Raw genomic sequence first — 13,646 nt, 5'->3', positions numbered from 1 at the left:
TTAACATGGCCGTGACGGGGTGCCTCGTTTCGCGAGGTTACGGCGTTGCCTGCTTGGCGCAGCGCTTGCTCTTGCCGCGACGCCCCGTCTCACCAAGGAGAACACCGCATGAAGACGAAGTTCTGGCTGACCGGAACCCTGATGCTGGCATTCGGAGGCGTTGGCTGCAGCGATGCTCCGGATGTGAAGGAGGTCTCCGACACCACTGCCGCGCGCACCGCCGACATGATCCGTGCCGCGAGCGCCAGCGCCCGAGTCATGAGCGAGATGTCCTCGCTGGAGAGCATGGGCTCGACGGCTGCCATCCTCCAGAAGACCTTTGGCGCGGTGCCGCTGATGGGCTCTCCATCCACCTGCACGGATCCGAAGGGCTGTGAGTCGGGGATGCCGAGCAACCCCGTGCAGGTGGATCCGGCGGCAGCGGAGGCCCAGGCAGCGCTGGTGGAGAAGTACCTGCGCGAGCGCATCTTCACCGAGGCGAACGTCGAGGGCACCGAGGGCGACTCGCTCTTCTTCCGCATCCAGGGTGAGGACGCGTGCACCGTGGGAGAGACTCCGGCGGACGCCAGCTGCGTGAAGGCCGTGGACCAGCTGCAGCTGCGCATTCGCGCCACCCGCGCGGACAAGGATGGCCTGGATCTGGGCTTCCAGTTCGGTCCCAATCACGACGAGCCGCTGATGCTGAGCTTCGCCGAGAAGTCGATGGCCGTGGCGATGGACCTGGGCGAGGCCAAGGACACGGTGATCTTCCTGGCGCCTGAGGCTGCCGCGCAGCTGCCGCGCGTGATGGCGGGCAAGGTGGAGCTGCGGCTCACGGAGAACGGCCCGCAGGACCTCACTTTCAGCACCGGCATCCTGGACGGCATCCGCATCGAAGTGGATGAGGACGGCGCCACGCACGCGTTCTCCACGGCCAAGGCGAACCCGCTGTCCGAGCTGCGCATGAACGCGAATGCCAAGCGCCTGAGCTTCGCGCTCAACCTGGGCACCACCGAGTACAAGGGCCCGTACGGCGGCACCTCGGCGCTGTCCAGCCAGCAGGTGGTGTACTCGCTGTCCGGCCTGTCCTTCGAGTTCAGCGCTGAGGAGGCGCAGAATGACTTCGTCATCGCGCACGTGGGCCTGGGCGATGCGCAGAGCTACATGAGCCTCAACGGCACGAAGGTCATCACCGCGGACCTGAACGCGCTGTCCGGCCGCCACTTCGATCTGAACCTCTCCAAGGGCGCGGATGGCCTGCCGCTGATTCGCGTGCTGCCCGAGTTCGACCTGGCCGCCAAGTTCTTCATGGCGCCGCTCAAGGCGGACCCGCTGGCCGGGGTGCCCTCCTTCTACGAGGACCAGAGCTACCGCGTGCGGCTGAGCGGTGGCAATGCCCCGAGCATCCGCCCGGTGGAGGCCAACACGGCGAAGGGCTTCCCGGGCGGCCTGCAGGTGGTGTCGGGTGAGCTGCTGCTCCAGGGCAAGGACGCGACGGTCACCGTGCCCGCGGGGAAGTGCCTGGTGGGCAAGGAGACCGCGGCTGAGAACAGCCATCCGCTGCTCGGCTACTTCGCGGCGACCGACTGCCAGTAAGGTGAGGCTCGGCTCAGTGCTCCCCGCGGCGGGCGTCCGCGGGGGCATTGGGGTGACGTTGCAGCAGCATCCGGAGCTGCGGCTGCCGCCGGACGGCTTCCTGCTTGAGCAGGTGGGCGATGAGGGCGGGCGGCGCCGCGCTCCACCGGGCGATGTTCTGGATGAGCATCGGCGAGCGGTACGTGCGGCCGCACAGCAGCGAGGCCGTCTTCCCGTCCACCGCCATCCCCGTGAGCGACGCGAGCGAGCGGCCCTCCGTGTTGAGGATGAGCTCCACTTTCTCCTCAGCCGGGCCCGAGGTGAAGCGGTGGCGCAGCAGCTCGCGAGCGGTGCGCCGTGTTTGCTCGGGGATGTCTCGATCGATGGACGTCTTGTGCAGCTCCATCAGCCGCCGTCCGCTCCACAGGCGCCGGAACAGGCCTCCGGGTAGCTGAGGGTTTCGCACCAGCCAGCGGCGCACTCCTCCATCCGATGCGAAGGCCGCGCGCGAACACACAGCCTCCAGCCCCACAGGGTTGTGGTGGTGGCGGACGATGAGCCGCGCGTGCGCCAGGCCCGTGCGCGGGTTCTCCATCACGGACTTGATGACGGCGGGCACGGGATCGAAGCAGAAGGCGGACAGCTCCGGATCCTCCGCGCCTCGGGCCCGAGCCTTGCGTTCGTCCTCGGGGAGCGGGTGGAGCTGCGTCTCGAAGAGCTTCCGGTAGTTGCCCAGTGCATCCGGGTGCTCGTCCTCGACAGGTTCGGACTCGTCGGGTTCGGAGGCGCTGGCTTCCACCTCCTCGGGCATGGCCTCGAGCGCGGGCATCTCGTCAGGAGCGGGCTCGGAAGCCTGTTGCACGGGCGGCGGAGCAGCGCGGGAAGGGGTGTTCGGGGCCACAGCGTTGGGAAGGAGGGCGCCCTGCGCGACGAGCCGCGTCAAGATGGTCTGGATGCGCTCGGGCGGAAAGCCGGTGACGGCGGTGAGCTGGCTGGCTGAGGTGTACCCATCCAGGCGGGAGAGCACGAAACCCTCCTCGGGCGTGAGTGTCAGGCGCTTGAGGTCCACCGCGAGGTTGGGCTTGGGGATCCAGTCCGCCATGGGGGATAACTATTCCATGTCCGACCGCATCCGTACCTATGCCGAGTTCTGGCCGTTCTATCTCCGTGAACACTCCCGGGCCGTCACCCGCTGGATGCACTTCGTGGGGACCTCGGTGGGCCTCGTCATTGCCGGCACCGCCATTGCGCAGGGGCGGCCGTCGCTCATCCTCGGGGCGCTCGTGTCCTCCTACGGCATGGCGTGGATCAGCCACTTCGGCATCGAGAAGAACCGGCCCGCGACCTTCAAGTACCCGCTCTGGTCCTTCATCTCCGACTTCCGGATGCTGGGGTTGATGGCGGTGGGCCAGCTCGGCCCGCACCTGGAGCGCGCCGAGGCGGGACGGACGGGCGCCAACAGGGACACGGTTCAGGCAGCCGCCTCTCGATAGGCTCCCCAGGGAGAACGGGTACGATAAGGAGGCGCATGCTCGCACTCTTGCTTCTCCTCGTGGTCTCCCAGGTTCCTGCCGTCCCTGGCGAAGGCACCCTGGTGTCCTTCTGCAAGCAGGGCCGGCTGACCGCCTGCCAGGAACTGGCCAAGATCAACCCGGAGAAGGCTGCAGAGATTCAGGACGCCCTTGCAAAGGCCGCGCTGAGGTTGGAGGCGCTCAGGAGCGCGGAGGAGGCGGCCCAAGAGGAAGAAGCCAGCGAGTCCACCGAAGCCTCGGCGAATGCAGAAGCCTCGGAGGAGCCACCGGACTGCAAGGGGCAGGACCACCACATCATCTCCCGGCCGATCGCCGAGCAGCTGGAGCAACATGAGGCGCTGCGTGGGCTGTACAAGCCTCGCGACAAGCGTTTCGTGGCCAAAGCGAAAGACAAAGAGTCGCACTGCGGCTACCAGGAATGGCACCGCGATGTGGACAAAGAAGTTGTTGAGTGGCTCAAGCGCGAGGCCAAAGCGACGCCTGAACAGTTCATGAAGTTCCTGCGCCAGATCTACAACCGCCCGAAGATGCGGGAGAGGTTTCCCCATGGCTTCTGATGGGCCCTCACCCCTCCGCTTTTTCGAGTTGAGAGAAGACCTGCACGGGAAGTTCGACACTCAATTTCGCAAAACAGAGCCCGTCAACACGGGAGACGCCCCTCGCTGTGCCGCATGTGGCGAGGTCATCGGCCTGCGGACATGGTTGCCACCTTACCGAGGGGACCTAGAAGTATATGGAGAGGGCCTCGGCGATTTTGTGGAGGCTTCTGGCTACGACTTCCTCCTCTCCGAGCGCATGGCGAAGGCCTTTCGCGCAGAAGGGCTGACCGGGTTGACCGGCTTCCATCCTGTGGAAGCGGGCCGTGTGCGACGGAAGCGTAAGGGCCTCAAGTTCAGTGCTGTGCCTCGCTATGTCGTCGTCAGTCCTTGCTTTGGCCGCGGAGCGGTGGATGACGCCAGGAGCCGCATCCGCCGAACCGCACCCATTGCGTGTCCTGAGTGCCGCTGCACGGGATTGGACTCAATCCACGGATACACCCTGGAAGACGGCACTTGGCAGGGCGAGGACGTGTTCCGCCCCCGAGGATGCCAAGGGAGCGTCGTCGTCTCCCCTCGCTTCGCGGAGTTTGTCACTCAGCATGGCTTCATGAATGTGAAGCTGATCCCTACGGAAGAATTTGTCTGGGATCCGCTTGATTTGGGACCTCCAGGACCACGCTCTTAATTCACAGTGGACTGAGGAGTTGGGTCGCTAGCGGGCGTCCTCATCCTGGAGTCGAATGAATGCCAATCTGCAACCCAGCTCTGAGCACCCTGTGCAGTAAGTCAGTTTCCGCCTAATTAGCGGCTGGAGACTCCCACGCCGATCGGGCAGCTGACGCCCGTGCCGCCCAGCCCGCAGTATCCGTCCGGGTTCTTCGACAGGTACTGCTGGTGGTAGTCCTCCGCGTAGTAGAAGGCTGGCGCCGGAAGGAGCTCCGTGGTGATGGCGCCGAGGCCCGCCGCGCTCAGCGCCTTCTGGTACGAATCCCGGCTCTGCTCGGCCGTGCGCTTCTGCGCCTCGTCGAAGTAGTAGATGCCCGAGCGGTACTGCGTCCCCACGTCGTTGCCCTGGCGCATGCCCTGCGTCGGATCGTGGTTCTCCCAGAAGATGCGCAGCAACGCCTCGTAGCTCACCTTCGCCGGGTCGAACACCACGCGCACCACCTCGTTGTGTCCTGTCATCCCTGAGCACACCTCGCGGTACGTGGGGTTCGGCGTGAGCCCCGCCGCGTAGCCCACCTGCGTGCTGTGCACGCCCGGCGTCTGCCAGAACTTCTTCTCCGCGCCCCAGAAGCACCCCAGCCCGAACACCGCCTCCTGCATGCCAGCAGGCAAGGGCTCCTTCAGCGGAGTGCCCAGCACATGGTGCTTCTCGGGGACAGGCATCGTGTCGGAGCGGCCCTTCAGCGCCTCCTCCGGCGTGGGGAGCTTCTGCTTCTTCGGAGATTGGAAGAACATGCTGGGTGTTTAGCCATCCCACCGCCGGTTTTCACCTCCTTGGGCGGGTAGGCTAGGGTGAGTCCGTCATGCGCCTCGGCTCGTTGCTCCTTGCCCTCTGCCTGTTGGCCCCCCTGGCGGCGCTCGCGCAGGTGAACCGGCCCACCCCCGCCCAGCTCCGGGAGATGGAGCGCCAGGCCCGCATCCTCTACGAGAAGGTCCAGAAGCAAGTCCGCCTGAGCGCCAAGTCCCAGAAGAAGGGCAAGGAGGACAAGGAGCTCGAGCCCAAGCCGGCCAACTGCAAGCTCCCCCCGGCCAAGCGCGCCGCCCAGTTCTCGGCCGAGGCGCTCCCCGGCATTCCCTCTCCCGACCGCTATGCGCTGTATGTGGGGGCCTGTGGGCTCGAGGACGTGGTGAAGCTGACGCAGCAGCTCGTGCGCTTCAAGACGTTCAACAGCGAGGTGCCTCCAGCGAAGAACCCGGAGGTGGTCGCCATGGGCCGCTTCCTCCAGCAGTGGGCCAAGGCGCGCGGCTTCGGGTTCCGCATTGCCGGCCGCAATGACGTGTTCGAGCTGGCCTGGGGCGAGGGTGCTCCGCACCTCGGGCTCGTCTTCCACGGCGACGTCGTCCCCGCCCCGGTCCACGAGTGGAAGACGAAGCCCTTCGAGCCCAAAGTCATAAACGGCCGCCTCTACGGCCGGGGCGTCATGGACGACAAGGGGCCGCTGGCCACGGCCCTGGTCTCGATGGCGATGGCGCGCGAGCTGGGGCTCTCGCCGCAGAAGGGCAAGGTGCTCATCATCGTCGGCAATGACGAGGAGAGCTCCTGGGAAGGCATGCAGGAGTACGCCCGCACCGAGCAGCTCCCCCAGCACGTCATCTCCGTCGATTCCTCCTATCCCGTGGTGGTGGCCCAGTCGGGCTTCGTCGCCCTGACGCTGGAGGCCGCCCTGGGCGTGTCGGACTCGGCGGACCGGGGAACACTGCTCCCGGTGGATGCCAGTGCCGGCGAGTTCCTCACCCAGGTGCCCTCGGCGGCCTCGCTCACCCTGGCGCCCTTCGCGGGCAAGTCCGTGGAGCAGGGGCTGGCCACCGTGAAGAGCGCCATCGAGTCCACCCGCAAGGAGCGGCCCGAGCTCAAGGCCGAGGTGAAGCTCGTACCCGCGCCGGCCTCCTCGGGCGGCGGCCAGCGCATCCTCCTCACCACCCAGGGCAAGGCCGTCCACGCCTCCATCCCCGAGGAGGGCCGCAACGCGCTGTGGGATTTGGCCGCCATCGCCGACAAGCTGCCGCTGGCGGACAACGGGCTCACGGCGATGCTGCGGACGGTGACGCGCCGCTTTGACGGCGACCACCACGGCGAGCGCCTCGGGTTTACTGGCGAGGATCCGTTGATGGGGCGGACGATCGCCGCACCCACGGTGCTGCGCGTGAAGGACGGGAATGTGTCGCTCGGCATCAACCTGCGGCGTCCCCGCTCCGCGGAGAACAACGAGGACTTCCACCAGGCGCTCGACCACGCCCTCGCCCTCATCACCCAGGAGACGGATGGGCGGGTCATCGAGGGGCCCGGGCGCTACGTGGGAGAGCCGCACGTGGCGGATGCCAATGGCCCGCTCGTCTCCACGCTGATGGACATCTACCGGCGCCACCGGGGCATCCGCGGAGCGCTGGCCCCCATCGCCATCCGAGGCGGCACCTACGCCCGGCTCTTCCCGCGCGGCGTGGACTTCGGTCCGGGAATGAAGGAGATGGGCGCGTACACCGGCCACGCACCTGACGAGTCCATCTCCCTGGAGCACCTGGGCCTCATCACCCAGATGCTCGCGGAGGCGCTCCAGACCCTGGCGTTCTCGCCCAACGCGAAGTGAGCGCCGCTCAGTTCAGCCTCCGAGGCCAGCGGACCTTGAAGCACGTGCCCTCGTTCGCGGTGGAGTGCACCTCCACGTCTCCCCCGTGCGACAGGGCGATCTGCCGGACGATGTGCAGTCCCAACCCCAGGCTCCGTGCGCCGCTCTTGCCCTCGTGCGGGCGTTGATCCCCCGGGCGGCGCTTGAAGGGGTCGAAGAGGCGGGGCATCAGCTCCTCGGGGATGGGGTCGCCTTGGTTGTGGACCTCCAGCAGCACCTGGGCGCCCGCATCCCGCACCATGGTGCGCACGGGCGAGTCTTCCCGCCCGTGCTGGAGCGCGTTGAACACCAGGTTGCTCAGCACCTGCGACACCCGATCCGGATCCCACTCGCCCTGGGTGTCACCGCGGACCTCGAAGAGGAGCTGGCGCTCGGGGAACGTCACCTGCAGTTCCTCGAGCGCTGCCTTGCACACCTCGGCCATGTTCATGGGCTGGCGTGTGACGGGGATCCCCCCGCCCAGCCGGCTCCGCGCGAAGTCGAGGATGTCGTCGATGAGCCGGGCCATCCGCGCGCTGCTGCGGCGGATGCGCTCCACGGCCTGGTGCTCGCGTTCGCCCAGGCCCTCCGCCCGCGAGAGCAGGAAGGCCGAGGCGCTGATGGCGCCCAGCGGGTTGCGCAGATCATGCCCGAGCACCGCGAGCAGCTGCTCCCGGAAGGAGATGGCGCGCTCGAGCGCCTGCTCCGCCTGTTTGCGCTCGGTGATGTCGAGCACCACGCACCCGGCGCCCATCAGGCTCCCGGCCTCGGTCCGCACGGGGTAGTAGCTGGTCAGCCAGGTGCGGTCTGGAGGCCAGCCCAGCCCTGCGGGGGCGGTGAACTCAAAGCTCCCTGAGGGCTCGCCCGTCTCCAGCACCCGCTGGAGCAGGGGCTCGAGCTGCGTGACCACCGGCGCTGGCAGCACCTCGCGGACGGAGCGGCCCAGGTGGCCCTCCACGGAGACGTGGTTGATGTCGGCCAGGGTCTTGTTGACGCGCAGGTAGCGCAGCTGTTTGTCCAGGAAGGCAATGCCCACAGGCGAGGTCGCCAGCAGCGTGTTGACCATGGCCAGCGAGCGCTGGGCCTCCTCTCTCGCCGCCTGCTCGCGGGCATGGAGCTGGGCCTGGACGATGAGGGCCGTGGCCCGGCTGGCCATGATGCGGAACACCAGCATGTCCGCCTCGGAGAAGGCATACGCGGTGCGCGAGCCCATGTACGCCACGCCGAACAGGTAATCGCCATCCATCAGCGGCAGGCCGTACAGCGCATGCAGGTCCAGGTGCCCCAGCGCCTCCTCCTTCAGCAGCGGATCCGTGGAGGCCGAGCGCACCGCGAGCGGCCGGCGCTCGGCGGCGACCCGGCCCGCGAAGCCCTCGCCCACGCGCATGCGCTGGCCCACGAGCTTCGCCGCCTCCAGCCCCTGGGCCGCGCGCACCCGCAGCGTCCCATCTTCGCGCAGCAGGATGATGGCCGAGTCCACCCGCATGGCGGACTCCATCAGCAGGGTCAGCAGCCGCTGGAGCAGGGTGTCCTCGTCCGGGCTGTCCAGGGCAGCCTGCATCATGCCGTCGAGCGCGTTGAGCGTGCGCTCGCGCAGGCGCGAGTAGCTCTGGACGGCGCGCATGGTGGCTTGATCAATGAGCTCGTCCAGCAGCGCCAGCGTGCCCGGGGCGGGGTGGATGGCGGACGCCTGCAGGCGGCGCAGGATGCAGCCGCGCAGCAGCCCGTACTCATGGGTGATTTCATGGAGCGCGAAGCCCTGGCTCAGGCGGGCCAGGGCATGCACCTCGGAGAGGACACCGGGGAGCTGTAGCGGGATGCCGTGGGCTTCGTGCGCCAGGGCCTCGGTGATGCCATCCAGCAGCGCGGAGAGGTGCTCGCCCAGCGGCTCTCCAGAGCCGTGGCGCGAGTGCAGCTCATGAGCCGCTCCCTTCCAGTCCGCCAGGAGTTCCTCCCGGTGCGCGCGGAGGAAAGCAGCCAGCCGATGGGGCTCCTCAGGATCCTGCGCGGGCTCCCAACCCTGGGGACGGGGTTCCTGCTCCAGCATCGCAACCTCCGGGACGACCTCTGGCAGCGGCCACTGCTCTCTGTGGGATCATGGGACAACCCCGCCCTCGCTGGGATTCCAGGCCGAGCGGCCCAGGGCTGGAGTGGCCGACCCCCCCCGAGGCCCTTGGTGGGACGCCTCCCCTGCCTGCTCGCCTTGACGGGAGACTGTGGCCCTTTTCATTCCAACACCGGAGAAAAGGGCCGCAGGGTGTGATGAGGCCATGGGGACTTCCAGTCTGCTCGGCTAGGTTGGGTGGAAGATGAGCACCCTGGTCCTGACCCGCTCCGACGTCTCTCGCAACTTGCAGGCCCTCACCTTGCTGGAGGACCTGCGCGAGGCGTTCCGTGTGGATGCGCTGGCGCGGACGGTGGCACCCCAGCGGACGCGCGTCCCCCTGCATGCCGAGGGCACGGCCATGGTGCTCTTTCCGGGGAGCCTGCCGGGCGTGCCTGCCTACTCCGTGACGGTGAGTGGCCGCTTCCCCTCGAGCACGCCGCCTCTCCAGGGCACGCTTCAGCTGCATGACTTGGCGACGGGCGCGCTGCTGGCGGTGATGGACTCGGCGCACCTATCGGCGGTGCGCACGGGAGTGGTGGGGGCGCTGGGCACGGAGGTGCTGTCCCGGCCGGATGCCAGCCGCGTCGCGCTGCTCGGGGCAGGCAGCCGCGCGGTGCTCCAGCTCAAGTCGATGCGGCTGGTGCGGACGCTCTCCCAGGCCTTCGTCTACGACGAGAACTTCGAGCAGGCGGCCGCGCTCGCCATGCGCATGTACCAGGAGCTGAAGCTGCCCGTCCGGGCGGTGGACTCGGTGGCGGAGGCGGTGGCCGAGGCCGACATCATCGTAGCGGGCGCGGGCGGGCGGGCCACGCTGCCGCCGGAGTTGATCCGCCCGGGGATGCACATCACCGCGCTGGGCGCGGACGAGCAGGACAAGGTAGAGCTCTCTCCAGAGCTGCTGGCTCGGGCCACCGTCGTCTGTGATCACCGCGGCTTGGCGCTACTGACGGAGGCGTCCATCCGCGCGGAGCTGGGCGAGATCATCGCGGGGATGCGTCCGGGGCGGACCTCGCCCGAGCAGATCACCCTCTTCTGCATGGTGGGGTTGCCCTTCCAGGACCTGGCGGCGGCGTGGCACGTCTACCAGGGCGCGCAGGGAGACGAGGAAGTGCGGCGGGTGGACTTCAGCGCGTGACGCGCCGGGAAGCCTGGATGGAGAGCAGACGTGCAGGCTCACCCGGAGCGGGCCGGGAGCCCTGATGGGGCTCGGGCGCGTGCCCATCTTCCGTCTGGAGGTGACGCATGCTCTTGGGCTTCATGGCGTCGCGGACAGGACGATGGATCCGCATCCTGGCGGGAGCTGGGATGGTGGTGGGAGGGTTCTCCCTAGGTTCGCCGCGAGGCGCCGCCGTGGCGCTGGTGGGCCTGGGGCCACTGCTGGCCGGGGCGCTGGATCTATGCCTGCTCGGTCCGCTCTTGGGCCACTCCATCCGGGGCGCCGACATCCGGCAGAGCCTGGGCCTCAACCCGGAGGAGCGCCTCTTCAGGACGTACTACGAGCGGCTCTCTCCACGCGACCGCATGCTGCTGCACTGAGCCCGCGACGCGGAGCTCTGGTCCTGTTCAGCGGACCTCGAAGGGCAGACTCAGCGTGCCGAACTCCTCGCCGCTGCTGGCATCCACCAGCTTCACCTTCAGGGTGGCCTTGTCCACGCCCAGGAGCGGCTGCTCGAAGTAGACGAAGCCCTCACGGTCCTGGCCACTCGCCAGCGGCCCCTCGGGCAGGGCCTGCTCCAGCATGTCCCGAGTGGGGAGGGACAAGGACGCGAACAGGGACGGGCAGGTGGCGCAAGGCACCGGGTTCATGGGGGACACCTCGTACCCGCGGCCCGTGTACACGGGGCCTGCCTCACTCGTCGACGGGTTACCGAGGCGGTGGGGTGACGTGGGCGGAGGCACATAAGCAGGGCGAGCGGGCGCGAAGCGGGTGGCCCGCGTGGCCAGGATGACACCCAGGTCCTGCGGGCTGCGCGCCCGGTAGGCGCCATTGGCATCGAGCTCGATGCTCTTGTACTGAACGCTTAGCGCCCGGCCGCTGTGGTTCTCCAGCCGGATCTGCACGGGCGTGAAGTGGTGCTCCAGGTCCGACGGCGTCCCGTTCCAGTTCGAGCCGTATGCCACCAGCCGCACACCTTGGATTCCGGTGACGGCGGCGGTTCCGTCCTCGGTCAGGGGGACGACGCCCGGCTGAGGACGCAGCTTCCCCTGGTTCATGCAGCCCACCGTGGTGATCAGCAGTGTGACGACCCCGAGCCAGTGCTTCCGCATGGAGACCTCCGTGAGAGGGTTCCCATTCTAGAAGAACGGTCAGTGGGCCTCCAGGCCGGACGTGACGCTGGACGCGCTGCCCACGAAGCTCCAGTCCCGGTTCCTCGCCCACTCCTCGAAGGTGTGCCAGCGCAGCTCCGGGTACTCGTGGCGCAGGGTGAGGATGTCGGCATGGTACCCCACCCGGTCCAGCCACTCGAACATGAGCGCCATCTCCTCGTTCTGCTCGGCCATGAGTGCCAGGGGGATCTGCTGGTAGTGGATCCGCTGGCCGCTCACGTAGGAGAGCAGGTCCGCGGCCTGCTGCCCCGTCACCTCGTCCGAGGCCACGTCGATGCGCTCGCCGAAGAAGTCCTCAGGGGTGGCAATGACCCGGCCAAAGAAGCTCGCCAGGTCCGCCACCGCCACCATCTGCAGGCCGTGCGTGGGCGGCAGGCCCATGGCGAGCACCCCGTGCTCCAGCCCCTCGCGGAACATGGGGCCCGTGTAGTTCTCCATGAAGAAGGTGGGGCCCACGATGGTGTAGGGCAGGTTGGAGCGGCGCAGGTAGTGTTCCACCTCGTGCTTGCTGTCGAAGTGGGGGATGCCTGTGAGCCGATCCGCCCCCGCCACCGAGGAGTAGACGAAGTGGCGCACTCCCGCCCGCCTCGCGGCGTCCACCAGGTTCATGCCCTGGCGGATCTCCGCCTCGGGCCCGGCCTCGAAAGGCGTGGCCATGGCGAACAGGGTGTCGGCCCGGCGAGCGGCGGCTTCCAGCGAGGCGGGATCATCGAAGTCTCCCACAGCCAGCTCGGCTCCTATTGCCTCCAGGGCGTACGCCGCGGGGGTATCAGCCCGGCGGGTGAAGGCGACGACGCGATACCCCAGGTCGCGAAGATGTCGGGCCAGCGCGCCGCCTTGCTGGCCGGTAGCTCCCGTGACCAGGACAGAGCGAGGGTAATCCATGAGATTCAGCCTCCGGCACCAGGTGTTCCTGTAAGGTGCATGTCCCCCCCCGGGGCCGGGAGCACCCCCCCCATGCCCGTCTGGGGGGCGGACCAGCACGAGGGCTGGATGGAAAATTGTGCTTGGACGGGAGCACAGCATCCGGGCGAGCATGGAGGCCATGCCGACGGACCACCCGCTCGACGCCGAAGGGCCAGGCGCCTCCGCAGAGACGCTCGTCAGTGAGGATCTCCAGGACACCTATATCCTCCTGCTGGATGCGGGCAGGGGCGTGCCGTGGGTGAGGGAAGTGCCGGCAGGCTGCTACCTGGAGACGAACGTCACGGTGGCGGCGATGCTGCGCTCCGCCGAGCTGCCCCCGCTCAGCCTCCCCGAGCCGATGACGATCCCCGAGGGCAGCACCCTTCGCTGGGAGGCGCAGGGAGCGGGAGAGGGTGCTCAGGGCCGGCTCCACGAGGTGAGCCGGCTGGACCTGCAGCTGCTGCGCGTCACCACCACCTCCGTGCGCGCGCAGGTGGAGGATCCGTTCGCGGGGCTGGAGCCGCTCGGCGGTGTCTCGCAGCCGAAGACGCTGCCCATGCTGGAGCGCTCGCTGGGGCGGACGGCGGACCTGGATCTGGCCCGTGAGGGCACGCTGAGCGCCTATCAGCACTTCGTGAGCTTCGGCGCCGTGCCCTTGGCGGATCCGGAGGGTGGGGTGCTGCGCTCGGGGCGGGTGGCCGTCTTCACGCAGCAGCGCACGCCCGGCCCGGAGCTGCGCTTCTTGCGCCAGGCCCGTAGGCTGGACGCGGAGAGCGTGCTCAACGTGCAGTGGTCCGCCGAGTACGACGATGGCAGCGTGGAGGTGCGCTCCTCGGCCCGCTTCACCGGGCGGATGGTGCTCTGGAATGTGCACATCGACTCCGCGGGTCAGCAGACGCGGGGAGACCTGTCTGTCGTCTTCAGCCATCTCTCGCCGGACACGGTGCGTGCGCTCGCGCGAGGCCTGCGTGGCGAGGCGGAGGACCTGGAGGGACGGTGGCACGCCGAGCTGCTCCTGGCCGACCAGGAGGTGATGCTGTGGCGGGACCTGGCGCGCCTGCGCGTGTGTGAGCGCAACGGCATCGACGTGGAGCGCTTCCTGCGCGAGGCCCGCACGGAGGCGATGGAGCTGTGGCAGGGAGACGTGGGGCTGCAGACGCTCGCGCTCGCGCGGACTCCGGACGAGGTGGGGGACATGCTCGTCCGCCTGGGAGACACCGCCGAGCCCGCGGCCCAGGCGCTGGCCCGGCTCATGGTGGACCTGGGCGCGCCGCTGGAGGGCACGCTCCGGATTGCTCCCGCGCAGTCCACCTGAGTAAGGCCCGCGGGCAGTACAGGTGTCCGTGGGCAA

12 protein-coding genes are annotated in these 13,646 nt (G+C 68.4%); 7 read left to right on the top strand and 5 right to left on the bottom strand.

Features of this window, described 5'->3' with window-relative positions; genetic code table 11:
- Positions 1–108 precede the first annotated feature (108 nt).
- Positions 109–1,575: a hypothetical protein gene (locus tag DB31_RS26565; protein WP_044192677.1), complete on the top strand. Its 1,467-nt coding sequence runs from the start codon at positions 109–111 to the stop codon at positions 1,573–1,575.
- Positions 1,576–1,588: 13 nt separating this feature from the next.
- Here the strand turns inward: DB31_RS26565 and DB31_RS26560 are convergent, their stop codons facing one another.
- Complete coding sequence (locus DB31_RS26560; protein ID WP_044192676.1) at positions 1,589–2,656, bottom strand: hypothetical protein; 1,068 nt, start codon at positions 2,654–2,656, stop codon at positions 1,589–1,591.
- A 16-nt stretch (positions 2,657–2,672) separates the two neighbouring features.
- On the opposite strand from DB31_RS26560, the gene DB31_RS26555 reads away from it, so the two are divergent.
- Positions 2,673–3,047, top strand: a complete 375-nt coding sequence (locus DB31_RS26555) for an Mpo1-like protein (protein WP_044192674.1) — start codon at positions 2,673–2,675, stop codon at positions 3,045–3,047.
- A gap of 35 nt (positions 3,048–3,082) precedes the next feature.
- Positions 3,083–3,643, top strand: a complete 561-nt coding sequence (locus DB31_RS26550) for a hypothetical protein (protein ID WP_044192673.1) — start codon at positions 3,083–3,085, stop codon at positions 3,641–3,643.
- A gap of 783 nt (positions 3,644–4,426) precedes the next feature.
- Here DB31_RS26550 and msrA read toward each other — a convergent pair.
- Positions 4,427–5,086: a peptide-methionine (S)-S-oxide reductase MsrA gene (gene msrA / locus DB31_RS26545; RefSeq protein ID WP_044192671.1), complete on the bottom strand. Its 660-nt coding sequence runs from the start codon at positions 5,084–5,086 to the stop codon at positions 4,427–4,429.
- Between the two features lie 68 nt (positions 5,087–5,154).
- Here msrA and DB31_RS26540 point away from each other — a divergent pair, with 68 nt between their 5' ends.
- Positions 5,155–6,936, top strand: coding sequence for a Sapep family Mn(2+)-dependent dipeptidase (locus DB31_RS26540; RefSeq protein ID WP_240486901.1), 1,782 nt, complete (start codon positions 5,155–5,157; stop codon positions 6,934–6,936).
- Between the two features lie 7 nt (positions 6,937–6,943).
- Here DB31_RS26540 and DB31_RS26535 read toward each other — a convergent pair whose 3' ends face one another.
- The gene (locus tag DB31_RS26535; protein WP_044192669.1) at positions 6,944–9,001 is read right to left on the bottom strand and encodes an ATP-binding protein; all 2,058 of its coding nucleotides are present in this window, start codon (positions 8,999–9,001) and stop codon (positions 6,944–6,946) included.
- A 262-nt stretch (positions 9,002–9,263) separates the two neighbouring features.
- Here DB31_RS26535 and DB31_RS26530 point away from each other — a divergent pair, with 262 nt between their 5' ends.
- Together DB31_RS26530 and DB31_RS26525 are read left to right on the top strand one after the other, a co-directional pair.
- Positions 9,264–10,196 (top strand): ornithine cyclodeaminase family protein, encoded by a 933-nt coding sequence (locus DB31_RS26530; RefSeq protein ID WP_044192668.1) that lies wholly within the window; start codon positions 9,264–9,266, stop codon positions 10,194–10,196.
- Between the two features lie 107 nt (positions 10,197–10,303).
- Positions 10,304–10,597, top strand: a complete 294-nt coding sequence (locus DB31_RS26525) for a YgaP-like transmembrane domain (RefSeq protein WP_044192666.1) — start codon at positions 10,304–10,306, stop codon at positions 10,595–10,597.
- Between the two features lie 27 nt (positions 10,598–10,624).
- On the opposite strand, the gene DB31_RS26520 is transcribed toward DB31_RS26525, so the two are convergent.
- Together DB31_RS26520 and DB31_RS26515 are read right to left on the bottom strand one after the other, a co-directional pair.
- Positions 10,625–11,329: a hypothetical protein gene (locus DB31_RS26520; RefSeq protein WP_044192665.1), complete on the bottom strand. Its 705-nt coding sequence runs from the start codon at positions 11,327–11,329 to the stop codon at positions 10,625–10,627.
- A gap of 39 nt (positions 11,330–11,368) precedes the next feature.
- A complete protein-coding gene (locus tag DB31_RS26515) occupies positions 11,369–12,274 on the bottom strand; it encodes an NmrA/HSCARG family protein (protein ID WP_044192663.1) in 906 nt (301 codons plus the stop codon).
- A 160-nt stretch (positions 12,275–12,434) separates the two neighbouring features.
- Here DB31_RS26515 and DB31_RS26510 point away from each other — a divergent pair, with 160 nt between their 5' ends.
- On the top strand, positions 12,435–13,610 hold the full coding sequence (locus DB31_RS26510; RefSeq protein WP_157232188.1) for a hypothetical protein: 1,176 nt from the start codon (positions 12,435–12,437) through the stop codon (positions 13,608–13,610).
- Positions 13,611–13,646 lie beyond the last annotated feature (36 nt).

This window comes from Hyalangium minutum, assembly GCF_000737315.1.
In the GTDB taxonomy this organism is placed as follows: Bacteria; Myxococcota; Myxococcia; order Myxococcales; family Myxococcaceae; genus Hyalangium; species Hyalangium minutum.
Note: the sequence above shows the minus strand (reverse complement) of the source record. Positions and strands in the feature narration are given on the sequence as shown.

Bases quoted from the DNA above. Each gene is read 5' to 3' on its own strand.
- DB31_RS26565 (WP_044192677.1), top strand. From the start codon at position 109: ATGAAGACGAAGTTCTGGCTGACCGGAACCCTGATGCTGGCATTCGGA.
- DB31_RS26560 (WP_044192676.1), bottom strand. From the start codon at position 2,656: ATGGCGGACTGGATCCCCAAGCCCAACCTCGCGGTGGACCTCAAGCGC.
- DB31_RS26555 (WP_044192674.1), top strand. From the start codon at position 2,673: ATGTCCGACCGCATCCGTACCTATGCCGAGTTCTGGCCGTTCTATCTC.
- DB31_RS26550 (WP_044192673.1), top strand. From the start codon at position 3,083: ATGCTCGCACTCTTGCTTCTCCTCGTGGTCTCCCAGGTTCCTGCCGTC.
- msrA (WP_044192671.1), bottom strand. From the start codon at position 5,086: ATGTTCTTCCAATCTCCGAAGAAGCAGAAGCTCCCCACGCCGGAGGAG.
- DB31_RS26540 (WP_240486901.1), top strand. From the start codon at position 5,155: ATGCGCCTCGGCTCGTTGCTCCTTGCCCTCTGCCTGTTGGCCCCCCTG.
- DB31_RS26535 (WP_044192669.1), bottom strand. From the start codon at position 9,001: ATGCTGGAGCAGGAACCCCGTCCCCAGGGTTGGGAGCCCGCGCAGGAT.
- DB31_RS26530 (WP_044192668.1), top strand. From the start codon at position 9,264: ATGAGCACCCTGGTCCTGACCCGCTCCGACGTCTCTCGCAACTTGCAG.
- DB31_RS26525 (WP_044192666.1), top strand. From the start codon at position 10,304: ATGCTCTTGGGCTTCATGGCGTCGCGGACAGGACGATGGATCCGCATC.
- DB31_RS26520 (WP_044192665.1), bottom strand. From the start codon at position 11,329: ATGCGGAAGCACTGGCTCGGGGTCGTCACACTGCTGATCACCACGGTG.
- DB31_RS26515 (WP_044192663.1), bottom strand. From the start codon at position 12,274: ATGGATTACCCTCGCTCTGTCCTGGTCACGGGAGCTACCGGCCAGCAA.
- DB31_RS26510 (WP_157232188.1), top strand. From the start codon at position 12,435: ATGCCGACGGACCACCCGCTCGACGCCGAAGGGCCAGGCGCCTCCGCA.